This window comes from Mucilaginibacter dorajii, from assembly GCF_024808255.1.
Taxonomy (GTDB): domain Bacteria; phylum Bacteroidota; class Bacteroidia; order Sphingobacteriales; family Sphingobacteriaceae; genus Mucilaginibacter; species Mucilaginibacter dorajii.
Genome location: NZ_JANTYS010000002.1, coordinates 445,986 through 469,688, shown reverse-complemented (window position 1 = coordinate 469,688; position 23,703 = coordinate 445,986). Strand labels below are relative to the sequence as shown.

The following is a 23,703-nucleotide window of genomic DNA, read 5'->3' as shown; positions in this document are numbered from 1 at the left end:
ATTTTGCATTTCCAGCCGACCTGTTTATCTTCGGCCAATAATTTAAGTAACCTTCGTTACGTTATAAACAACATCGATTTTGAGTTTAATGAATAAGAAGAGGATTTTGAGCGGTTTGGGTTTAGTGTTAATTTTAATTTTAAATATTATTGTTGACAGGGTATCGAAGATCTATATCAGGCAGCACGTACACCTAACTGATAATATATTTGTTATCAAAAACTTTTTTACCATTACCCGTGCCGAAAATACCGGGGCATTTTTAAGTCTTGGCGATTCGCTTCAAAACCCATGGCGCTTTATACTGCTTGCACTTTTGCCTTGCCTTGCGCTTACATGGGGTTTGTTATATGTGTTGCTGAAAAACAATTTAACCCGGCTTAACCAAATAGGTATCATCCTCATTATTGCCGGCGGCGCAGGCAACCTGTGGGACAGGATCATGTACGGCAGCGTAACCGATTTTATGCACCTTAACTTCCACATCTTCCAAACAGGCGTATTCAACGTAGCCGATATGTCAATCATGGCCGGTGTAGGCATCCTGATTGTAAACGCCTACTTCCGCGAGCGCGAGCAAAAAAGACAGGCTGCGAATGAGAAGCCGGTAGCGGCGTAAACTAACCAAGGGACGACTCACCCCGCCAGGCTACGCCGGCGACCCTCTCTCCGCTTCGCGCAAAGAGGGTTAGGGAAATTAGAGCGTTCTTTTTTACCCTCTATGCGGCGCAGCCGGAGAGAGGGTCGGCCAGCGTAGTGTTGCCGGGGTGAGTCCTCGCCAATGTGCAGAGCCGATTGCAGTGAATGGATTTAGTCTATCTTTCCTCCCCAAAACATTTGCAATCTCCACATCTGATTATAAAACCGTATCTTTGCAGAAAGTTATGCCTTGCTTAGTACATAGGCATATCAGTCTATAATATTACAAGCACATCTGCACATCATAAATTTGCACATCTGCACATTTACAAGAATCATGTCATTCGAAAATTTAAAATTAATTGAGCCCATCCTCAAGGCCTTAAAAACTGAGGGATATACAACTCCAACGCCTATACAGGCACAAGCTATTCCTATTGTATTAAACCACCGCGACTTATTGGGCTGCGCCCAAACCGGTACCGGTAAAACTGCCGCCTTCGCGTTACCTACTTTGCAATTACTGTTCCAGGACAGGATGGCGCATAAAGAACAAAAATCTATCAAGGCCCTGGTGCTTACACCAACCCGCGAGCTGGCCATACAAATTGCCGAAAGCTTTACGGCTTACGGTAAAAATACCGGGTTAAAAAACCTGGTGATCTTTGGCGGCGTATCGCAAAATCCACAGGTTGATGCGTTGCGCCGTGGTGTTGATATTTTGATAGCCACCCCAGGCCGTTTGCTGGATTTAATGAACCAGCGCTTTGTACACCTGGAGCATGTTAAAATGCTGATACTTGACGAAGCCGACCGTATGCTGGATATGGGCTTTGTAAACGATGTTAAAAAGATCATTGCCAAAGTACCGGCCAAAAGGCAAACGCTGTTCTTTTCGGCTACCATGCCGGCAGAGATCACATCGTTGGCTAATACTATATTAACCAACCCCGAGCGGATTGAGGTAACCCCGGTATCATCAACAGCCGATACCATCCAGCAGGCTTTATATTATGTACAGAAAAATGATAAAAGGTCATTGCTGGCCCACATTCTGAAAGATAAAGAAATTAAAACCGCGCTGGTATTTACCCGCACCAAACACGGTGCCGATAAAGTGGTGAAAGACCTGATCCGCGTTGGTATCACTGCAGAAGCCATTCACGGTAATAAATCGCAAAACGCACGTCAGCGCGCGTTAACCAACTTTAAAAACCGTACCACACGTGTGCTGATAGCTACCGATATTGCCGCCCGCGGTATTGATATCGACGAGCTTACGCACGTGATCAACTACGAATTGCCAAACATCCCCGAAACTTATGTACACCGTATCGGCCGTACAGGCAGGGCCGGTGCCGATGGTATCGCCATGTCTTTTTGTGATGAGGAAGAGATCTTGTTTTTAAGGGACATCCATAAATTGATAGGCAAAGAAATCCCTGTTGAAGAAGGACACCCTTACCCCATGAGTCCGGTGGCTATGACGGCTACACTGATGGCAGGCCAATCCAAAAAAGGATCGGGCAGCTTTAAACGTGAAGGCGGCAGAGGTGGCAGTGGCCGCAAACCATCAGGTGGCGGTGGTGGCCGTTCAGGTGGTGGTAGCCGTTCCGGAGGTAATAAATCAGGTGGCGGCAGCGGCATGAGCGGGGCCAGCAGGTCGGCAGGAAAAAGATAGTCGGTGAATGGTTGATTGAGTTGATTAAGAGAGTGGTTGATTTAGTTTTTAAGAAGATAACTTGGTGAATGGTTGATTAAGAGAGTGGTTGATTGAGTTTTTTGAAGATAACTTAGTCAATTTAATCTAACCTATTCAACCCAATCAACCCAATCCATCCAACTCAATCAACCTAATCCAACCCAATCAACCACTCACCAGATCCCCATGTTAATAAGTTAATAAGCATATTTGCGTCCTTCAAAAAAAATAAATAGCTTTAAATGAAATTTATTCAACCCATATCAATGAAACGCCTTATTGACCTTTTTAAGAACAAGTTCTTTTTGGTTACGTTAGCTTTTTTTGTGTGGATGACATTTTTTGACCGCAACGACCTGTTTTCGCAATACGAATACCGCAGCCAGGTTCACAAGCTTGAAAAAGAGCGTGACTTTTACAAAGTTCAAACCGACCAGGTTACCAAAGAGCTTAAAGAACTCACCTCAAACCCCCAGCAATTAGAAAAATTTGCCCGTGAAAAATATCTCATGAAAAAAGATAATGAGGATGTGTATTTGATAGTACCGCAGAAAACTGATAAATAGAATCGGGAAGATAGAGTCAAGATATTTAATAGCGATGAGTTTTTCATCGCTATTTTTTTTGAAGCATGTTGTTTTTTTGCAGCTAAAAAAAAGGGGCCAGGTGCGATTCCCTCCCAACGGGCTACTGTGTGTACACATCTTTCTAAAAAAAGAAAATGTCATTTCGATAGAGCGAAGGAGGGCATGTGTGTGGCGCGAAAGAGAAATCTTGTACAACCGACAAGCAAACGTAGCCTCTCGTATAAGATTTCTCCTCACCCCCCGACGCACAATTCCTCGCTGGTTCGTTCGAAATGACATCAGTTTTGTTTAGTGATACAATTTCAAAAGATATGTACACACCGTAGCCCAACGGGAGGGTGCAGGGAGGGGTTTATACGTCATTAAAGATACTACGTATTTAGCAACCCCAAATCAAAAGCCTCCGGCAATTTTATCGAGCTATCGCTCCGAACAATTTCAATTATTGTACTTTCTATTGTTCTCAAAACGTTAAACATATCGTACTTCATTTCAGCTTCTGTAAATCGTAAAAATTTAATGCCGAAGCTTTCTATCTTTCGTTGCCTTATCTCGTCTTTAACAAAAGCTTCTTCGTTATTATGCGACATCCCATCAATTTCGATAGCCAACATCAAATCCTTACAGTAAAAATCAACGATATATTCATCGATAAAACGCTGCCGGTCAAAATCAAAGCCTAATAATTTATCATTTTTCAATTCATTCCACAAGAGTAACTCCCTATCGGTCATGGTTTTACGGAGCTTACGGGCCAAGGCTTTTAAAGCCGGGTTGTATGGGATTATCTTTTTATTAGCCATGTTTTTGTCGCTTTGAGAAACCCCTCCCTGCACCCTCCCGTTGGGAGGGAATCGCACGTATCCCTCGCTTTTTGGCTCGACTCCTCCTATTTAACACCCTATCCCTAATTCTCATAGCCGGCTTCTCAACAGCAAACCTCAACACCAAAGCCCCGCAAATGCAGGCGCAAAAGCAGCACAACATCATCAGGTTACCGTTTTTATCGATCCCTGCCTTTTCCAAAAGGGTTTGACTTATGTGAATAATAAGTTTATGACTAAGGTATAAGCCGTAAGAAAGTGTAGCAATTTGCGATGTGATTTTTGACTTAACGCGATACAAAAAGTTGCCCGGGCATACGATGGAAGCCACGATCAAGCCGTATCCTAAAGCGATCATGGGATAGCCCCACATGGTAGTGCTAAACGCGGCCTGTGGTGTACAAACAAAATAAGCGGCAATCAAAATCAGAAGCCCGGCCAGCATCACATAATTGGCATATTGGTTTATTGCCGTTTTAACCGCCGGATAAAACGTATAAGCGCCGGCTATGCTCACGCCCATCAGTAAACCATCCAGCCTGTTATAGGTGGGATAATAGATATATTTGTTAAAGATCGCTCCAAAATGATCGGTATTTGATGCCGGTTCAACCAGGTGATGCCAGTTGAGATACCGAATAGCGAAACCGGCTAAAAATAAGGCAACCAGCAGGTAAATACCTTTTCTGCCAACCTTAAAGTAACCCCATACCCATAAAATTAAAGGCAGTACCAGGTAAAATTGCTCCTCCACACATAACGACCAGGAATGGGTAAATGTGCCGGTTTGTCGGTAGTCCAGTCCAAAATTGACGGTAAAGGTGAGGTATTTCCAAAGCGGGGCCATTTGCTCCCGTTCTCTCAATAAAGGGAATGCCACATATAAGCCAAGTATGAGCAAGTAGGGTGGAATGATCCTAAAAAAACGCTTGGTGAAAAACTCCCCCATGGCAATTGGCTGCCCTTTTGCCATGGCGGCAAAAAGTTGCCCCGCTATCAGGAACCCGCTCAATACAAAAAATAAGTCGACGCCGGTCCAACCGAAGCTGCCTACTTTGTTCACCCAATCGGGGTGTGCAAAAATCTGGTAATGGAACAGCAAAACATAGGTGATGGCCAGGGCACGCAGGTGATCTAAGCCCAACAGTTTGTGTTTATCTGATATATTTAACGGAACTGTTTCGGTAGATGACATGCTCGGTTTTTCCGTATTTTTTGTCTTAATTCTCGACTCTAACCTCTTGATTCTATTTCCTACACTTCCCCTTCACGCTTCCTTAAAAACCATTCGCCGCTCAATAGTAAAACGATGAGTACAAATAACCATTTTACATCGATGATGTCGCTGTAATGTTTGTCTTCGTAAACCACGGTTTTGATGTTGTCGTTCTTGCGGATCAGGTCGGCAAGTTGGTTAACCTGGCTGGATTGCAGCATTTGGCCGCCGCTTTGTTTGGCAATGGCATTAAGTAGCTGGTGATTGGCGGCGCTTTGCCGGGTTTCCAGGTTAAGTGCTTTTACGGTTAACTGACCCGATGCTTTAAACTGGCTTTTGCCATTTTGGGTTGATGCATTGTAAGCGTATTCGCCGGCCGGCAGCACACCTGCATCTAACTGGTAACTTTGCCCTGTGCGGCTAAACAGGAAGCTATAGTTTTTACCCTCGCCGTTTTTCAGGTCAATCTTTACATCGGGCGTGTTGATCAGTTCAAGAGCATCGTTATATAATTCGGCGTTGATGATCACATTTTCGCCTTCGTCAAAAACGGTACGGGCCGGGTACACCCTGAAGCGCTGACGGTTGGTATTGGCCGTTAAGTATTGTACGGTTTGGCTCAGCAATTCGTCCGTAGCATTACGGTTGCCATAGTTTTGATATTCGGATAATTGCCAGCGCCAAAGCCCTTCGCCGGTTAGCACTGCCGTACGTCTGCCGGCTTCATCGCCGAAGGCTAATAGGGGGTAGGTGGTGGCAATGGCGCCAATTTTTTGTTTGAGTAAAACGGTAGTTCCTGCGGCCGTGCCGTAACTGCCAAATGGTGCTAATAACGGCGGCAGGTTGCTGATCTTTTTGCGTGATGAGTCGGAAAGGGTAAAGGCCGCGAAACCTGTTTCAGGCAAAGCGTAAACTTCCTGTGTCTCGCTTCGGCCGGCACTGATCTTCACTACATTTTGTTCGGCATTAAAGCCCTGCAAATCGCTTTGCGAACCTAAGATATACCACACCGCCGTTTTGCTTTTGGCAAGGAAACTTTTTACGGGCGCCAAAGCGGAAGCGTTAGCCTGGTAAAGGATGATTAAACTATAATCGGGTAATTTAATGTCGGCGATATCTGAAAAGAGGGCGGTTTTTAATTCGTAGTTTTTATTGGTTTCGATGGCTTGTTTAATAACCGTAATGTCGGGATGGGCACTTTGGTAAAGCACCAATACTTTTTGGCGGGCATCCAGCACATCTACATAAATAATTTCGGTATTGTTTTGGGTTGATAGCTCGTTTTTAACCGGCGTTATGTTGATGCTGAACTTGCGCAAGCCTTTTTTATCTGCAGTTAATTTGATGGGGACAAGCTTTTTAAAATCATTGCCGGTAACCGGGATAGTTTGCGCGTAAACCTGTTTGCCATCTTCGGTAACCGTGAGGTGAATATTTTCGCCTTTGCTTTGGTAGGCGGCGGCTAAAACTTCTATCTCAAAATCATTACCCAAAAAGGCGGTTTTGTTATAGTTTACGTTGCCAATCAGCAAATCGCGTTTGGCAACCGTATCACCAAGGGCGATGGTATAAATGCTGGTTTTAATATTTTTAGCTTCGTACTGCGGATCGTTGCCCTGGTTGTATAAACCATCGGTAGCCAGTACCAGCGCGCCAATGTTTTGGTTTATAAACCTGTTGTTCAACTGGCGCAAAGCATTGGCAATATCGGTTTGTTTGCCGTTAAATTTGGTTGAGAGGCCGTTGGCCAGATCCTTACCGAAATTAAACTCCTGCACATCGTATTTATCGCCAAGCATTTCTTTTAGTTTGGCCAACTGACTAACAAAGTCATTGGGGTTAAATCCCGGTGTTTTAAAGGTATTGATTGATGATGAGTTATCCTGCGCGATGAGCACCAAAGGTTTCTGCGCATCATATTTGATAGATTTTACCAGCGGAGATACCAGCAGCATGGCGATAAAGAACACTACAACAGCCCTGATCACGGAAAGCCCTATCCTGTAATATTTGCCCAGGTTAACCGGTTGCCGGTACAACAGCCAGGCGTATAATACCCCCAGTACCAAACAGGCAGGTACCCACCATCCCGAAACCGAACCCCATGTTAGTGAAAAATGCATAAGAATTTGCGCAAACGTTACCCGTTTTGCGTTCACCTGCAAAATGCGAAATTATTGTGAAATGTTACGTGCATAAACTGTTATAACTTTCACGCCAAGGGAAATCAAATCGCTTTTAACATTTAACATTATTTTATCACAAGCTCTGAGATTTGAATAAACACGAATTTAACTGCCCGAGGATAGATTATAGCTAATTTCACGAATTTTTTACTTAATATTTTAGTTTGTGCTATCGATCAATCAGGGCAAACGCATCTAAATAGTTAGAGGCGATAAGCTGTTTTTTAATATTAGCTAACGGAGTAAGCTTATTCCGTCGGAATATATAAGCATCAAACGATACCTTGTTTTTATCGCCTGATCCTGGTTAAAAGATGCAGGTCCATTCGGTACCTGTATTGGGTAACAACAGGCACAAATATTAGGATGCGCCTAAATTGCGCGATACATCAGTTTAGTGTTAACCATGCAAAAGCATAAGTTATTGATTGTCAATTATTTATAAAAAATATATCTGAAAATGTGTTAAGTTATGTTAACCCAATTAGATGCGTTTGCCCTGATCGATCAATTCCAAAATTCGTGAAATTCGATTAAATTGTAACCGAGTCGGCGGGCATTCGTGTCTAACTCAAAAAAAATGCCTTACTGATAACACGAATTCATTACATTGTGGGTAAAAGCGATTTCCATGCTTTCACGCCAAGGCGCTAAGCCGGTAAGATTTTTTTTTTACTTTGCGGCCTGGCGATCTTAGCGTGAAAACTTTATTATCTTCAACTAATTTCGAAACTATATCTACATCAAATGACCAACCAACTAACCCGCTGCTCCTGGTGCGGTACCGATCCGCTTTACATGAAATACCATGATGAAGAATGGGGGAGGGAAGTACATGACGATAAAATTCTGTTCGAATTCCTCATCCTTGAATCGGCACAGGCCGGTTTAAGCTGGATCACCATTTTGAAACGGCGTGAAGGCTACAAAAATGCATTTGCCAATTTTGATGTACATAAAGTAGCCGCATTTACCGATGAGGATGTAGAACGCCTGATGCAGGATACCGGTATTATCCGTAACCGACTTAAAGTATTGGCCGCCGTCAATAATGCCAGGCTATTCATTAGTATACAACAGGAATTTGGCTCGTTTGATAAATACCTGTACAGCTTTATGCCGGGCGGTAAAGCTATTATCAACCATCACCATAAAATACCGGCAAGCACGCCCGAGTCTGATGCTATTAGTAAAGACATGAAAAAGCGTGGCTTCAAATTCTTCGGCACCACTATTTGTTACGCCCACATGCAGGCCACGGGTATGGTCAATGATCATATCCCGGAATGTAGTTTTAAGTAACACGAATTTCGCGAATTGAAGCGAATTTCACGAATTTCAAATGCAACGAATTTATTCGGGTTTGTGGTTTCTATCGGTAGTAATTCTGACGGATTTAATTCTATTTTTGCAATTAACGGTAGCAAGGAATTTGTGCAATTCGAATAAATTCGTGCAATTCGTGTGTATCAATTAGTGTGTATAATTATGAAAAAACTATTTCTTTTGGATGGCATGGCCCTTATTTACCGGGCGCATTTTGCTTTGAGTAAAAGTCCGCGGTTTACGTCAGGCGGCATGAATACATCGGCGGTGATGGGTTTTACTAACACCTTGCTGGATGTTTTGAAAAAAGAAAAGCCAACCCACATGGCTGTTGTTTTTGATACAGAAGCACCAACCGAACGCCATACCGATTACGAAGCCTACAAAGCCCACCGTGAAGCCATGCCCGAGGATTTGTCTGCCGCATTGCCTTATGTAGTTAAACTGATATTGGGATTCAATATCCCGGTGATCACCTCAGACGGTTATGAGGCCGATGATATTATAGGCACGCTGGCCAAAAAAGCCGAGCAAAAAGGTTACCAGGTTTACTGTATGACCCCCGATAAGGATTTTGCACAGCTGGTATCCGACAACATTCGTATTTACAAACCTGCACGCATGGGTAATGAGATGGAGATCCTGGGCGTTAAGGAAGTGCTGGAAAAATGGGAGATTGAACGCGTTGAGCAGGTGATAGATATTTTAGGCCTTTGGGGCGATGCTGTTGATAATATCCCCGGTATCCCCGGCATTGGCGAAAAAACGGCCAAATCGCTCATTAAACAATATGGCTCGATGGAAAACATCATCGCCCATAGCCATGAGCTGAAAGGTAAACAGCGCGAAAACGTAGAAAACTTTGCCGAACAGGGTTTACTCTCCAAAAAATTAGCTACTATCTTATTGAACGTTCCGGTCGAGCTGGATGAAGAAGGCCTGGAGGTTTGTGCGCCAAGTAAAGAACTGTTAGAACCGCTCTTTGCCGAACTGGAGTTTCGTACCCTGGGCAGGCGCGTTTTTGGTGACGACTTTACCATTACCGAATTTAAAGCTGCCGGCACCCAAACCGATCTGTTTGGTACGCCTGTTGAGGAGCGCCGCACTACGATGACCGTTGACGTAGAAGATATCCGCGAAGACCTGGTTATCGCCTCTAAAAATATCGATAATGTACCGCACGAATACCATTTAGCCGATACCGTAGAAAAACGTGCAGAGCTAATTGCTATATTACAAAAGCAAGAGTCTTTTTGCTTCGATACCGAAACCACAGGTACTGATGCCAACAATTGCGAATTGGTCGGCTTGTCTTTTTCGATAAAAGCGGGTGAGGCCTGGTACGTTCCTGTTCCGGTTGATCAGGAAGTTGTAAAAAACATTGTGGCCGAATTTAAACCAGTACTGGAAAACGAAAGCATTGGCAAAATAGGGCAAAACATCAAGTTTGATATCCTGGTGCTCAAATGGTACAATGTACAGGTTAAAGGCAGCCTGTTTGATACCATGATGGCCCATTATGTGATTGACCCGGATACCCGCCACGGGATGGATATCCTGTCTGAAAATTATTTAGGTTATAAACCTGTTTCTATCACTTCGCTTATTGGGCCCAAAGGTAAAAACCAGGGCAGTATGCGCGATGTGGAGATAGAAAAGATCAAAGAATATGCCGCCGAAGATGCCGACATCACCCTACAGCTAAAGGCCGTTTTTGAGCCTAAGCTGAAAGAGGTAGAAAGCGAAAAACTCATCAACGAAATTGAGAACCCGCTGATCTATGTACTGGCGGATATGGAGTTTGCAGGCGTAAAAATAGACCACTATACCCTGGGCGAGTTTAGTAAAGAATTGGAAACTGATGTGGCCAAACTTGAAAAAACGGTGTACGAGAAGGCAGGAGTAAAATTCAATATCGCATCGCCAAAACAACTGGGCGAGGTTTTGTTTGAAAAACTGATGCTTGATCCTAAAGCCAAAAAAACCAAAACCGGGCAATACCAAACCGGCGAGGATGTATTGCTTGCCCTTGCATCCAAAAGCGATATCGTACGCGATATTTTGGATTTCAGGCAGATGCAAAAATTAAAGTCGACTTATGTTGATGCTTTGCCAACTATGGTTAACCCCAAAACCGGGCGCATCCATACCTCATACAACCAGGCTGTAGCCGCTACCGGCAGGTTAAGCAGCGTTAACCCTAACCTGCAAAATATTCCCGTCCGTACAGAACGGGGCAGGGAAGTAAGGAAAGCATTTATTCCAAGGGATGCCGGCCATACCATCGTATCGGCCGATTATTCACAGATTGAATTACGCATTATCGCCGAAATCAGCAAAGACCCTAATATGATGCAGGCCTTTGTTGATAACCTGGATATCCATACCGCCACAGCCGCCAATGTTTATGGTATTGCTTTGGATGAAGTAACCGGCGAGCAGCGCCGTAATGCCAAAGCGGTAAACTTTGGTATTATTTATGGCCAGTCGGCATTTGGGTTATCACAAAATCTGGGCATCCCACGTAAAGAGGCTGCCGATATTATAGAACAATACTTTGTCCAGTTCCCGGGCATAAAACAATACATGGGCGATACCATGAACTTTGCCCGCGAAAATGGTTATGTAACCACGCTGATGGGCAGGCGCAGGTATTTGAGGGATATTAACTCGGCCAATGCAACCGTACGCGGTTTTGCTGAGCGAAATGCCATTAATGCCCCAATCCAGGGTTCGGCTGCAGATATGATCAAGATAGCCATGATCAATATTCACCGCGAAATGAAAGCTCAGAAATTAGATTCCCGTATGACCATGCAGGTACATGATGAGTTGGTATTTGATGTACCCCATGATGAGGTAGACATCATTAAACCTATCATTATGCACAACATGAAAAATGCCATCAAAACTACCGTGCCTATTATGGTAGAGATTGGCACCGGCTTGAACTGGCTGGAGGCGCATTAATACTTTGGTGAGTGGTTGACTGGGTTTATTTTCCAGAAATCACCAAAATCCATCGCCATTGTAAAACCCGTTGTTCTTTCAGGGTTAAATGACAGTACGACGAAAGACTTACGAAGTTTTCAAAACTTCGTAAGTCTGGAATCTACAGCCTGTACGTTGCATTACCCATGATATTTTTATATCATAGGTGCTGATATACGTTTTTATACCTCCAAACCCACCTTAGTGTATCCAATACTCAACCTCCCCGCAGCTTATTTCCCGCGTTTTTACTATCATTTTCACAACTATAGCAGCTAAACTTTAATAACATTTTTACAATCTTCATTCTAAATTTAAAAAACTATATTAATTGTTATGGGTTTCTCTTTTGGTAATCTTTCCTTAAATTGAGCCAATAAAACCTGAATGAAAATATTCCATCTGAGTGCCGAATGTTACCCTGTTGCCAAAGTTGGCGGCCTTGCAGATGTTGTTGGTGCACTGCCTAAATATCAAAACCTGGCAGGTTTGCAGGCAGCAGTTGTGATGCCTTATTACGATAGAAAGTTTACCCGCGAAAACGAATTTGAAGTTGTGTTTACTGCGGTTACGTTGTTAAATACCCGTCGCCTTTATTTCGAGATCCTGAAAGAGAAGACTAACAAGCTTGGTTTCGAGTTGTTTTTGGTGCATATACCAGGGCTGCTTGATCGCGAAAATGTGTACAGCTATCCCGATGAACGGGAGCAGTTTATCGCCTTCCAGCTGGCCTTTTTAGATTGGATCAGCTATTCGCAGCAAACGCCGGATATTATCCATTGCCATGACCATCACTCTGGCCTGGTGCCATTCCTGCTTTATCATTCCAAATTGTACAGGCGGCTGGCCAATGTGCCTACTGTGTTTACTATTCATAACGGCCAGTATCATGGCGCTTTTGGCTGGGAGCATTTTCAGTACCTGCCCGAGGTTGACCCTTCTTCAATAGGCTTGCTTGATTGGGCCGGTGGTATAAACCCGCTGGCTGCGGCTGTAAAATGTAGTTGGTTGTATACCACGGTATCGCCTACGTATTTAAACGAGCTTACCATTAATTCAAATGGATTAGAGTACCTGTTTTATATTGAGCGCGCAAAGGGGCATGGTATTATTAACGGGATAGACACCGAGGTTTGGGACCCAAAAAACGACCCCATGGTGCCTAATCACTTTAATGCCAAAACAGTGGTTAAAGGTAAACAGGCAAATAAAGAGGCACTTTGTACCCGCTTTGGCCTCAACCCCGGAAAGCCATTGTTTGTATTTATCGGTCGCCTGGTCATTGAAAAAGGTGCCGACTTGCTGCCAGAGGCTATAGATCGCACCCTTGCCCAATATGGCGACGATGTAAACTTCTTTATCCTCGGTTCGGGGGATAAGGAAATGGAAACCGCTTTGCTCGAACTCAAAGCCAAATACCCCGGGAGGTGCAATGTATTTATCGGGTACGATGAGGTGCTTGCGCACGAAGTTTATGCCGGGGCCGATTTTCTGCTGATGCCTTCGCGCGTTGAACCTTGCGGATTAAATCAACTTTACTCTTTACGTTACGGCACCATGCCAATAGTACGCAGTACCGGGGGGTTGATAGATTCGGTCATCGACTTTGGCGATGAAGGCGGCTATGGTATCCGTTTTAACCAGGTTACTGTTAATGATATTTGCCATTCTATTAATAGGGCAATCGCGCTTTATCAAAACCAGCCACAATTACAAATACTACGCAAGCGCATGATGGCCCTCGATTTCTCGTGGGACAGATCGGCCAAAGAATATATAAACCTTTATGAAAGTTTAAACCCTCAGATATGACATCTAAAGTAATTTCAATTGTGCTTGGCGGTGGCCAGGGCAGTCGTTTATCACCACTTACTGCAACACGTTCAAAACCGGCTGTGCCAATTGCCGGTAAGTACCGTTTGGTTGATATTCCAATATCGAATTGCCTGCACTCGGGTATTACGCGTATCTATGTGTTAACTCAGTTTAACTCGGCCTCGTTAAATAAACACATCAAAAACACCTATCACTTCAGCAGCTTTAGCGATGCTTTTGTTGATATTTTGGCCGCCGAGCAAACGCCGACAAGTGGGTCGTGGTTTCAGGGTACAGCCGATGCGGTAAGGCAAAGCTTACACCACCTGGCAGTACATGAGTTTGAGTATGTGTTGATCCTATCTGGCGACCAGCTGTACCAGATGGATTTTGATGACATGATCACCAAACACATTGAAGCCAATGCCGAGATCTCTATCGCTACCATCCCTGTTGATGCTGCCGATGTACCGGGTTTCGGGATATTAAAAGCCGATGATGATAGCATGGTGACCGCTTTTATCGAAAAGCCTAAATCGAACTTTGAAAGCTGGGCATCTGATGTAAGCGACGAAATGAAGGCCGAGGGCAGGGTTTACCTGGCGTCAATGGGTATTTACATTTTTAACCGCAAACTGTTGTATGAACTGCTGGAAGGTAACGACCGTACCGACTTTGGTAAAGAGATCATCCCGCAATCAATTGTTGACCACAGGGTATTGAGTTACCAATATGAGGGATATTGGACAGATATTGGTACCATTCCATCATTCTTTGATGCCAACCTGGGTTTAACCGACGAGATCCCGAAATTTAACCTGTTTGGCGAAAATCACATCTACACCCGGGCACGCATGCTGCCGCCTTCAAAAGTATCGGGCACAACGCTTAATAAATCTATCATTGCCGATGGTTGTATTATTAGCGCCAAAGAAATTACACGGTCTATCATCGGCATCCGTACCCGTATTGGTGTAGATACCGAAATTGAAAATTGCTATGTAATGGGTAGCGATAATTACCAAACCCTGGAGCAAATTGCCGAACTAAAATTAAGTGATTCGCCTATAATGGGCATTGGCAACAGATGTAAGATCAAAAATGCGATTATCGATAAAAACACTTACATAGGCGATGATGTAAGTATCAATTGCGGGGAGTTGCTTGCCGATGGTGATTACGGCACGCATACCGTACAGGATGGTATAGTGGTGGTTAAAAAGCGCGCTATTATCCCGAATGGTACGGTGATTTGACGAAAAAAGCATTCAAGATTTGATTGTAATGAAACAGCCTCCTGAGTTTTCGGGAGGCTGTTTTTGTTGGATTAAAGCTATGTCATCCTGAACAAATCCGCCATGTCATTGCGAGGCACGAAGCAATCGCACGCTATACAGGGCGGATCTGCATAGTTCGCGATTGCTTCGTTCCTCGCAATGACATAGCTTTATATTGTCATTTCAACAACCTTCAGGGTCCGTTGGTTCTATCGCGCAGAATGACTTTTCGCTTTCTTACAAATCCAACGTTTCACCAATAGCAGGCAACTTCAAATTTAAACCTGCTTTAATGAATTTTTCCCTTACCTGGTCTTTGTCAATTTTAATTACGTCAAAAGAATCATAGTGGATGCCAATGATGTTTTTGCAATTGATGAAAGCGCTGGCTTTAATAGCATCATCAGCACCCATAGTGTAGTTATCGCCGATAGGAAGGTAAGCCCAGTCCAGGTTTTCGTCTTCCAGTAATTTCATATCGTAGGTAAGCGCGGTATCGCCGGCAAAGTATAGCTGTTTGCCTTCAACGTATAGCACAAAACCTGCCGGGTTGCCACCTGGTGCTCCATCGGGCATGGTGCTGGAGTGTATGGCATTCACCATTTTAACCCGGCCAAAATCAAAGTTGAAACCACCACCAATGTTCATGCCGTGTACATTACCCACACCTTTGCCATTAAGCCAGTTGGCAATTTCGGCAATACAGATCACTTTGGCGTCGCTGTTTTTTTGTACTTCAATTAAATCAGCAACATGATCACCGTGACCATGAGATACCAGGATATAATCCGGTTTCAGGCTTTTTACGTCGATATCCTTTGCCAATGGATTGTAGGTTATAAACGGATCAAACAAAAGTCTGGTGCCGTTGCTCAACTCTATCTCAACCGTAGATTGACCGTAATATGTAGTTTTCATTTTTATTAGTTTTGAGTTGTGAGTATTGAGTTAGAATAGGGTCGTTAGCTTTGAGTACCAAGCAAAAAAACTTAAAACTCTAAACTCACGACTCTTAATTACGGGGGGCTTTTATTTACCAAACAAGGCGCCTAAACCACCCATGCCACCAAACATATCTTTGGTCATGGCAGCCATTTCGGCCTGGCTTACATTATCGGCCTGCTCCATGGCTTTGTTTATGGCAACAACCAATAGCTCTTCCAACTCTTCCTTATCAGCATCAGCCAAAAAATCGGGATTGATGTTTATTGACTTGATCACCTTGTTAGCATTGGCGGTCACTGTAATTTTACCACCTTCGGCAGTACCCGATACCGAGATAGCGTCCAGGCGTTTTTTCGATTCGCCAGCCTTTTGCTGGGCTTCCATTATTTTATCAAACATAATATTCTTTAGATGTGCAGATATGCAAATGTGCAGATTACAGATGTGCAAATATGCAGATGGATAATTATTAAAATGTTATTGATACTTAAATTTTACAAATTCAAAACCAAAAGGTTTGATACGAAGTTGCTTTACTCACAACTCACAACTCACAACTCACAACTCACAACTCACAACTCACAACTCACAACTCACAACTCACAACTCACAACTCACAACTCACAACTCACAACTGACTAATCATCACTGGTATCACCATTACCGTTGTACGCGCTTTTACGAACAACCGGCATGCCGGCGGCCTTAAACAGGTCGTCGAGTTTTAGCAGACTTCCGTTGGCCAGGTTTGATAGCAGTACAATGGTGATGTCGTTTTTCATATCGCGCAGGTAAATGTGCCTGAAACCATGCCACCAGCCGGTGTGGTAAATAACCTGTTCACCGGGGGCGGTAAAGGTTCGCCAGCCATAACCGTAGCTAAAGTGACCATGCAGCATTGGGTTGCGTGGTACGTAAGCCGAATCGAGCGTTGCCTGTTTTAACAAGATGCCTGCACGCAAAGCCCTGTCAAATAAAAACAGATCTTTAACGGTGCTGTAAACGCCTTTGTCGCCCACGGGGCCATCTAAAAAGTTTTGCGCTACCGAATATTTCCACTGTCCGCGATCGTGCCCAACAACATGAACCGGTATTTTATCATATACCGCTTTGGAGTATACCGCGGTATGCAGCATGCTTGCAGGTACAAATACATTTTCTTTCATGAATTGGGCGTACGATTGACCGCTTACTTTTTCAATGATAGAACCCAGCACCATAAAATTGGAGTTGTTATATAAAAAACGCTTGTTGGGTACATTAAAAGGGTGCGGCTTGTAGTCGGCAATCATTTTCATGGCCTCCATATTGGTAAGGCCTTTCTTTTGATTTAAATGCTGACTGCGGTATATATCGTCAACAAAATATACATAGTTCATCATGCCCGACCGGTGGGTAAGCAACAGGCGGATGGTAACGCCATCATACGGAAAATCAGGGAAGAATTTTTTTACGTCATCATCTAACTTTAGCTTGCCGCGTTCCATCAGCATTAAAATACCAGTGGAGGTCATGGTTTTGGTAACCGATGCCAGCTCAAACTGCGAACCTATTCTGAGGCTGTCGCGGTGCAGGTAATCGGCCCAGCCAATGGCGTTCTCGTAAATGATCTTTCCTTTTTTGGCAACCAGCACGTTGCCGTTAAAAGCGCGGGTACGGTGCAACTCCTGCATTACCTCATCTATCTTTTTATCAGCGTTTTTGGGATTGTAAGCCAGCAGGGCAACAGTATCCAAAGGTTTACTGGTGGCGGGGGTAGCGCCTTGCGCTTTATCTTTATTTTTTGATGAACATGCCGTAAGGACCAACAGGGAGGCAGTAAACGAAAGGACACTCTTGTACAATAACTTCATAGATCAGATTCTCACACTTAAAACGAATGCGAAAATTAGAAATTATACAGCAAGTTAACATTAAAGTTTTTATTTTTTTTCGTTTACTTCATACTCTTTGTATGTTTAAGTATGAAATTGTTTAAAAACGTCGGCCTCATTATACTTGTTTTATTATTGTCGATAAGGGTTTATGCCCAGGATACCGATGTCCCCGGTTTGATAAAACAAGGGATAGAACTTAATAATAAACAGGATAACGCGGGCGCGATAGAAAAATATAAACAGGCTTTGGCAATTGATGCCGAAAACGCGCAGGCCAATTACCAGATGGGCTTTACGTTAAACGCCTTGCACAAAGGCTTAGAAGGCCTGCCTTACCTGGATAAGGTAACCAAAACAAAAACTAATTTTACGGCGGCGGCCTACGTGTTGATGGGCTTTATTTACGATGATAACCACCAATACCCGCAGGCCATTGATGCTTACAAGCAGGCTATTGCTTTGCAGTCGGCACGCCCGGATGCCTGGTTTAGTTTAGGCCTTGTTTATTTCAGGACGAAACAGTTTGCTGAAGCCGAGCAGGCAGCAATAGAAAGCATCAAGCTCGACCCCAAAAATGCCAATAGCCAGCGCCTGTATGGCCTGGTAACTTTCCATCAAAACAAAAGGGCGGCGGCATTGATGGGTTTATGCAGCTATTTGTTGCTGGAGCCCGAAGGCCCGCGCAGCGATGAAGCTTACACTAATATGCAAAGTATTTTAAAAGGAGGAACACTGAAAACCGAGGATGCCAGGGCAGAGGTATCGACTATAGCCTTAAATAGGAGCCTTAACGCCGCAATTGCCAAAGCCAAACCAGGTTCAACACCGGCCGAAGTATTGCAAAATCAGTTACAGGCCATATTTGAGGCTGTTGGATCTTTAACCGAAAAACAAACGGGAAATGATTTTTTCAGACATTACTATGCTGATTTCTTTTACCGCTTAAGTAAAACTGATAACATGGCTGCTTTTTCGCATTTGATGGGTTTAAGCGCTAATAAAGAAGTGGGTAAGCAATGGTTGCAACAAAATGAGGATAAAAGAAAGGCACTGGATAGCTGGTTGGAAGGAGTTAAAAGAAAGTTTTGAGTATTAGCTAATTGAGTTTGCTTCCTCTATGGAATCATTCATGAGGCTAGCTTCGCTTTCAGAAAAAATGCCCACAAAATCATAGATGCTCGATTTTGAAGATGCTGTTTTTACTTCGTTTTTTTTTAAAATATTTTCTAAAGCGATCAATACCGACTCACTTTTTACTTTAAGCATCGCTTCAATTAAATGTAGTTTTCTCGCTTCTGAATACATGATCTGATAAACTGGTAACACTACAAAATTAACAAAAAAAATACGACAATAGAAAATGTGCTAAATAGATAGCATGAGAGAAAATTTTAATGGAGTTTCTTTTTGTTAAATCATCTACTTAAATTTAAGCATGAAAACCTATCACAAATTCCTGCTGCTTATTTTATTGTCTGTTTTTTCGTCTGTTGCTTTTGCACAGGTTAAGGAGCAAGCCAAAACGCTGGTTACCGAAGGTATTGCCTTACACGATGCTGGCAAGTACGATGAAGCCATCGCCAAGTACAAAGAGGCAATGAAAATTGACCCCGATTACTCAAACGCCTACCACGAAATTAGTTTTACCTTGTTTTCCAGCGGTAAGGGGATGGAGGCTATTCCTTATTTAGAGAAACTGCTGAAGTTAGATCCATCATCGGGCGCTGCTTATGATATGCTCGGTAGTATTTATGATGATAATAAGCAAGTTGATAAAGCCATAGAATACTATAAAAAAGGCCTTACCATAGCGCCAGGTTACCAGCGCCTGCACTACAACCTGGCCATAACTTACCTGCGCGAAAAAAAATACCCCGAGGCGGAAGCTTATGCCATTGAGGCAATCAAACTTGATCCTAAACATGCCAGCAGCCAGCGCACCTACGCTTTGGCTGTACTTGGACAAAATAAAAGGCTTTGTTCTTTAATGGCTTTTTGCAGTTTCCTGTTGCTTGAGCCCCAAACCAAGCGCTCGGCAGAAGCTTACGATTATATTGATAAAATATTTGCAGCAGGTGCCGATCAGAAAGAAATTGTGATAACCACTGATAAAAACACCAAAGATATAACACCAATGTCTTTTGCCGAATCATCAATAGTAATGGCAGCCTCTGCAAGTAAGGCATTGGAAAAAGTTGGGGCAGGCAGTACCCAGGAGCGGCTTACCAACGAATTGAAGATGGTGTTTACTACAACGTCTAAGGAATCGGCCAAAGTTGCTACCAAAGACTTTTTCTGGAAATACTATGCCGACTACTTTGGCAAACTTGCCGAAACCGATAATATGGAAGCTTTTGCCCGACTTATTAGCTTGAGCGCTTATAAAGACGAAAATTTACAATGGTTTAAGGATAATAATGCCAAACTATCTGCACTTGATGCCTGGGCGACGGCCACCAAAAGGGAGTTCTGAGGTATTGGTGTTAAATAGATTTGCCTTTACTATTTGGCGTATTGCAATTCCTTAGTGGTATTCATAACACTGGCGTTACGCAAATGGGCGTTGATGGGCGATATCAGTTTATAGGGGCGGTTAAATGCTTCCTGGCGTACTTTAAAATGATCGGCCAGCTTTCTGATCACATCTTTTGATAGTCCTTTTTTATAATTTTAAATATCAGATACGTAACCCTTGCCAATTCCCAGTATCACGGTCATATCCTGCGGCTTTAAATGATGATCGTGCATGAAAGATCGTAATAAAGTTATCGGATCGGTTTCTTTAAAAGTATTATGCTCTTCGTCGTATTTTTCTATGAGTAGCGTTAACAAGTCTATTTCGTCCTGCAATGCATCGGTATTTTCTACAGTCAATAGCGTTCCCAATTGATCACAATATTGATCGTATTGAAGTTTGGTTTTGATGATGGTATATTTCATTACGGCTGTTTCCATGTTATGTGTTTCAATCCGATCATCGCTAAATGCGGTTACCACTATTTAAATCGGATCAGTATATAGTACTAATGCGGAACCAAATTCTATGGCATCGTAGTAATATTCCTTATTACTTCCAACTGAGGCCTTTTCATGGCTTATCTTGCCAATCTTTGAAAATTCTACATTGACAAACCCAAGATTGATGATCATATCTTCAGCTTTAATTTCGTCGTAGGATGAACCTTCGTCTGCTTTTAGATAAAATAAGATTGCGCGCTTTTCACCAACAGTATATTTATCGCTCAAATCATTGCCAATACAAACTGTTCCTAAATATGCATGTACTTCATATTCCATTTTCAAATATAAATAATGTATTCAAGGTTACGGTGTTGTTTGAAAACTCAAATAGATGTTAGGTATAAGCAAACCCTTCCATCACAAAAAGATTACCATTTGCCTTTCCCCCGCATCAGATAAAAGCATAACTTTGCCCTGCAAAATTTTAATACAAGCATGAGTTTCAGAACCGAACACGATACCATGGGCGAGGTACAGGTACCTGCCGATAAATACTGGGGAGCACAAACAGAACGTTCACGCAACAACTTTAAAATTGGTCCCGAGGCATCAATGCCCAAAGAGATCATCGACGCGTTTGCATATCTAAAAAAAGCTGCCGCTTATACCAATACCGACTTAGGTGTACTATCTGCCGAAAAACGCGACCTGATAGCACAGGTTTGTGATGAGATCTTAACAGGTGCGCTGGCATCAGAATTTCCTCTGGTGATCTGGCAAACAGGCTCGGGCACGCAATCAAACATGAACGTGAACGAGGTTGTTGCCAACCGCGCGCACGTATTACAGGGCAACAAATTGGGCGAAGGCAAAACCTTCATCCACCCCAATGATGATGTCAACAAATCACAATCATCAAACGATACCTATCCAACGGCTATGCACATCGCGGCTTACAAGGTCCTGATTGATGTAACCATCCCGGGGATTGAAAAGCTGCGCGATACTTTGCAGGCTAAAGTTGAGGCCTTTAAAAATGTGGTAAAGATCGGTCGTACCCATTTGATGGATGCTACGCCGCTTACCCTGGGCCAGGAGTTTTCTGGTTATGTATCACAATTAAACCATGGCTTAAAAGCGCTACGTAATACATTAGATCACCTTTCCGAGCTTGCCCTTGGTGGTACAGCAGTAGGTACCGGTATTAACACGCCACAAGGTTATGACATTAAAGTTGCCGAATACATTGCTGAATTTACCGGTCTGCCATTCATCACTGCCGAAAATAAATTCGAGGCATTAGCCGCTCATGATGCTATTGTGGAAAGCCATGGTGCTTTAAAACAAATAGCGGTGTCGTTAATGAAAATTGCTAACGATATCAGGATGCTGGCTTCTGGTCCGCGTTCTGGCATTGGCGAAATCCATATCCCCGATAACGAACCAGGTTCATCTATTATGCCGGGCAAGGTTAATCCAACCCAAAATGAGGCTGTTACCATGGTAGCTGCACAGGTAATGGGTAACGATGTAACCATTTCTATCGGTGGCTCAAACGGTCATTACGAGTTGAACGTATTTAAACCGGTTATGGCGGCCAACTTTCTGCAATCGGCCCGTTTAATTGGTGATGCATGTGTTTCATTCAATGATCATTGCGCGGTTGGTATCGAACCAAACTACGCTGGTATTAAAAAACACCTCGAAAACTCACTGATGCTGGTTACAGCACTTAACCCGCACATTGGTTATGAAAATGCCGCCAAAATTGCCAAAACCGCGTTAAAAGAAAACTTATCGTTACGCGAAGCCGCAATCGGACTTGGTTTACTAACCAACGAACAGTTTGACGAGTGGGTACGCCCCGAAAATATGATAGGAAGCTTAAAATAAGAAGCCTCACCCTGCCCTCTCCAAAGGAGAGGGTTCTTGATTATCTGCTTTGAATAGCATTCAACATATGCAAAAGACCTTTCGCCTTTGGCCTTTCAGCTTTCACCTTTCTGCTTTTAGCTTTCAGCCTTCGGCCTTCAGCTTAAAAGCCTTTTACCTTTTTGCTTTCTGCTTTCTGCTTTTGGCCTTCGGCTCCTGTACTATGAATCCCGATTATCAAAAACCGGGCATCAAATATTTACAGGGCGAGTGGAAGCAGGACTCGGTGCCGGCGCAAAAGCGTTTGGTTACCTATTCGTTATATGATCTGAAATTTAGCTGCGATTCATTTTTTATGAAGGTGAGCACAGTAAGCAAAGTGAATTACGGTGCCGATACCTGCATGGGCAGCGGCCACTGGGCCGAGTACATTAAAGGTACCTACACCCAAAAGCAGGACACCCTGCATCTTAAAGGCGAATTTTGTACGGCCAACGGTGGCTATAAAGACGAGAAAACCTGTTTCCGTTATGGCGACTATGAAGAGTTTTTTAAAGTAAAGCAGATCAAAGATTCGCTTATTCAGTTCACCAGTACATCAAACGTAATACCTATAAACGCGCGTTTAGTTAAAAGAACCAATTGCATCCCAAAACCATTGTAAAAACATGAAACTTTCCATTTTAAAAAAAATCACCCTGTTTGTAGCAGTATGCTACCTGCCAATGCAAAGTATGGCTTGGGGAACCAACGGTCACCGCATATGCGGCCAGATAGCAGATAGCTATTTAACCCCCAAAGCCCGCAAAGCCATACAGGCCATATTGGGCAACGAGTCCATCGCCATTACCAGCAACTGGGCCGATTTTATAAAATCAGATCCGGCCTACAGCTACCTGTACAACTGGCATTTTATCGACCTGGATAAAGTTTATACTTACCCCGAGCTGCAAACCTATTTAAAGGCCGATACCGCTACCGATGCCTATACCAAAATGAACTTTTTGATAGCCGAGCTTAAAAAGCCGGGTACCACTAAAACTAATAAATTGCTTTACCTGCGTATGCTGATCCACATTGTAGAGGATGTACACCAGCCCCTGCACACCGGCCACACCAGCGATAAAGGCGGTAACGATGTTAAAGTACAATGGTTTGGCAAGGATAGTAACCTGCACTCGGTTTGGGATAGCCAGCTGATAGATAACCAGCAACTAAGCTATACCGAATACGCCACTATGGTTAACCACACTACAGCAGCCCAACGCGCAGCTTTACAAAAAGACCCGATCAGTAAATGGTTACTTGAAAGCAACCAGATTGCCGACAAACTATACACCGACGTAAAACCAGGTGAAAACCTGACCTACAAATACAACTTTAAATACATCGGCATCCTTAACGAGCAATTGCTAAAAGCCGGCGTACGTTTAGCCGGGGTATTGAATCAGATATTTGGTTGATTTTAGTTTAAAGGTTGGAAAG

At 43.4% G+C, this 23,703-nt stretch carries 22 protein-coding genes; 12 read left to right on the top strand and 10 right to left on the bottom strand.

The genetic code is table 11. The features are described from left to right. Positions 1–88: 88 nt before the first annotated feature. The 3 genes from lspA to FHS10_RS03995 all read left to right on the top strand — a co-directional run bounded on the left by lspA (position 89) and on the right by FHS10_RS03995 (position 2,907). Positions 89–619 (top strand): signal peptidase II, encoded by a 531-nt coding sequence (gene lspA, locus FHS10_RS04005; protein WP_259087823.1) that lies wholly within the window; start codon positions 89–91, stop codon positions 617–619. Between the two features lie 357 nt (positions 620–976). Further along, positions 977–2,320 carry a DEAD/DEAH box helicase gene (locus FHS10_RS04000; protein WP_259087820.1) on the top strand — a complete coding sequence of 448 codons (1,344 nt, stop codon included), beginning with the start codon at positions 977–979 and terminating at the stop codon, positions 2,318–2,320. Between the two features lie 263 nt (positions 2,321–2,583). Continuing rightward, a complete protein-coding gene (locus tag FHS10_RS03995) occupies positions 2,584–2,907 on the top strand; it encodes an FtsB family cell division protein (protein ID WP_259087819.1) in 324 nt (107 codons plus the stop codon). A gap of 392 nt (positions 2,908–3,299) precedes the next feature. Here FHS10_RS03995 and FHS10_RS03990 read toward each other — a convergent pair whose 3' ends face one another. The 3 genes from FHS10_RS03990 to FHS10_RS03980 are packed head-to-tail and all read right to left on the bottom strand — an operon-like array spanning position 3,300 to position 7,091. Then, complete coding sequence (locus FHS10_RS03990) at positions 3,300–3,731, bottom strand: endonuclease domain-containing protein (RefSeq protein ID WP_259087818.1); 432 nt, start codon at positions 3,729–3,731, stop codon at positions 3,300–3,302. After that, positions 3,724–4,947, bottom strand: a complete 1,224-nt coding sequence (locus FHS10_RS03985; RefSeq protein ID WP_259087816.1) for an acyltransferase family protein — start codon at positions 4,945–4,947, stop codon at positions 3,724–3,726. The genes FHS10_RS03990 and FHS10_RS03985 overlap by 8 nt, the downstream gene beginning before the upstream one ends. 59 nt (positions 4,948–5,006) lie before the next feature. Beyond that, positions 5,007–7,091, bottom strand: coding sequence for a vWA domain-containing protein (locus tag FHS10_RS03980; protein WP_259087815.1), 2,085 nt, complete (start codon positions 7,089–7,091; stop codon positions 5,007–5,009). 810 nt (positions 7,092–7,901) lie between these two features. Between FHS10_RS03980 and FHS10_RS03975 the strand changes: the two genes are divergently transcribed. From FHS10_RS03975 to FHS10_RS03960, 4 genes are all read left to right on the top strand, one after another. After that, positions 7,902–8,456 (top strand): DNA-3-methyladenine glycosylase I, encoded by a 555-nt coding sequence (locus FHS10_RS03975; RefSeq protein WP_259087814.1) that lies wholly within the window; start codon positions 7,902–7,904, stop codon positions 8,454–8,456. Positions 8,457–8,642: 186 nt separating this feature from the next. Then, a complete protein-coding gene (polA, locus tag FHS10_RS03970; protein WP_259087813.1) occupies positions 8,643–11,450 on the top strand; it encodes a DNA polymerase I in 2,808 nt (935 codons plus the stop codon). Positions 11,451–11,858: 408 nt separating this feature from the next. Continuing rightward, positions 11,859–13,283, top strand: a complete 1,425-nt coding sequence (locus tag FHS10_RS03965; RefSeq protein WP_259087812.1) for a glycogen synthase — start codon at positions 11,859–11,861, stop codon at positions 13,281–13,283. Beyond that, the gene (locus FHS10_RS03960) at positions 13,280–14,542 is read left to right on the top strand and encodes a glucose-1-phosphate adenylyltransferase (protein ID WP_259087811.1); all 1,263 of its coding nucleotides are present in this window, start codon (positions 13,280–13,282) and stop codon (positions 14,540–14,542) included. The genes FHS10_RS03965 and FHS10_RS03960 overlap by 4 nt, the downstream gene beginning before the upstream one ends. 258 nt (positions 14,543–14,800) lie before the next feature. Here FHS10_RS03960 and FHS10_RS03955 read toward each other — a convergent pair whose 3' ends face one another. The 3 genes from FHS10_RS03955 to FHS10_RS03945 form a co-directional block, all read right to left on the bottom strand. After that, on the bottom strand, positions 14,801–15,481 hold the full coding sequence (locus FHS10_RS03955) for a metal-dependent hydrolase (protein WP_259087810.1): 681 nt from the start codon (positions 15,479–15,481) through the stop codon (positions 14,801–14,803). A 111-nt stretch (positions 15,482–15,592) separates the two neighbouring features. Next, positions 15,593–15,907 (bottom strand): YbaB/EbfC family nucleoid-associated protein, encoded by a 315-nt coding sequence (locus FHS10_RS03950; RefSeq protein ID WP_259087808.1) that lies wholly within the window; start codon positions 15,905–15,907, stop codon positions 15,593–15,595. Between the two features lie 239 nt (positions 15,908–16,146). After that, the gene (locus tag FHS10_RS03945; protein WP_259087807.1) at positions 16,147–17,361 is read right to left on the bottom strand and encodes a serine hydrolase domain-containing protein; all 1,215 of its coding nucleotides are present in this window, start codon (positions 17,359–17,361) and stop codon (positions 16,147–16,149) included. Between the two features lie 111 nt (positions 17,362–17,472). On the opposite strand from FHS10_RS03945, the gene FHS10_RS03940 reads away from it, so the two are divergent. Continuing rightward, on the top strand, positions 17,473–18,474 hold the full coding sequence (locus FHS10_RS03940) for a tetratricopeptide repeat protein (protein ID WP_259087806.1): 1,002 nt from the start codon (positions 17,473–17,475) through the stop codon (positions 18,472–18,474). A 3-nt stretch (positions 18,475–18,477) separates the two neighbouring features. Here the strand turns inward: FHS10_RS03940 and FHS10_RS03935 are convergent, their stop codons facing one another. After that, entirely contained in the window at positions 18,478–18,690 is a 213-nt protein-coding gene (locus tag FHS10_RS03935; RefSeq protein ID WP_259087804.1) for a hypothetical protein, read from the bottom strand. Between the two features lie 130 nt (positions 18,691–18,820). On the opposite strand from FHS10_RS03935, the gene FHS10_RS03930 reads away from it, so the two are divergent. Further along, positions 18,821–19,858: a tetratricopeptide repeat protein gene (locus FHS10_RS03930; protein WP_259087803.1), complete on the top strand. Its 1,038-nt coding sequence runs from the start codon at positions 18,821–18,823 to the stop codon at positions 19,856–19,858. 29 nt (positions 19,859–19,887) lie between these two features. Here FHS10_RS03930 and FHS10_RS03925 read toward each other — a convergent pair whose 3' ends face one another. Genes FHS10_RS03925 through FHS10_RS03915 form a run of 3 tightly spaced genes read right to left on the bottom strand, consistent with a single transcriptional unit; the run spans position 19,888 to position 20,682 of the window. Next, positions 19,888–20,028 (bottom strand): hypothetical protein, encoded by a 141-nt coding sequence (locus FHS10_RS03925; protein WP_259087799.1) that lies wholly within the window; start codon positions 20,026–20,028, stop codon positions 19,888–19,890. A 27-nt stretch (positions 20,029–20,055) separates the two neighbouring features. After that, complete coding sequence (locus FHS10_RS03920; RefSeq protein WP_259087797.1) at positions 20,056–20,340, bottom strand: helix-turn-helix domain-containing protein; 285 nt, start codon at positions 20,338–20,340, stop codon at positions 20,056–20,058. A 45-nt stretch (positions 20,341–20,385) separates the two neighbouring features. After that, the gene (locus FHS10_RS03915; protein ID WP_259087796.1) at positions 20,386–20,682 is read right to left on the bottom strand and encodes a hypothetical protein; all 297 of its coding nucleotides are present in this window, start codon (positions 20,680–20,682) and stop codon (positions 20,386–20,388) included. Positions 20,683–20,841: 159 nt separating this feature from the next. Here FHS10_RS03915 and fumC point away from each other — a divergent pair, with 159 nt between their 5' ends. From fumC to FHS10_RS03900, 3 genes are all read left to right on the top strand, one after another. Then, on the top strand, positions 20,842–22,239 hold the full coding sequence (gene fumC / locus FHS10_RS03910; protein ID WP_259087794.1) for a class II fumarate hydratase: 1,398 nt from the start codon (positions 20,842–20,844) through the stop codon (positions 22,237–22,239). A 67-nt stretch (positions 22,240–22,306) separates the two neighbouring features. Beyond that, positions 22,307–22,882 carry a fumarate hydratase gene (locus tag FHS10_RS03905; protein WP_259087792.1) on the top strand — a complete coding sequence of 192 codons (576 nt, stop codon included), beginning with the start codon at positions 22,307–22,309 and terminating at the stop codon, positions 22,880–22,882. Between the two features lie 4 nt (positions 22,883–22,886). After that, entirely contained in the window at positions 22,887–23,681 is a 795-nt protein-coding gene (locus FHS10_RS03900) for a S1/P1 nuclease (RefSeq protein ID WP_259087791.1), read from the top strand. Positions 23,682–23,703: the final 22 nt, after the last annotated feature.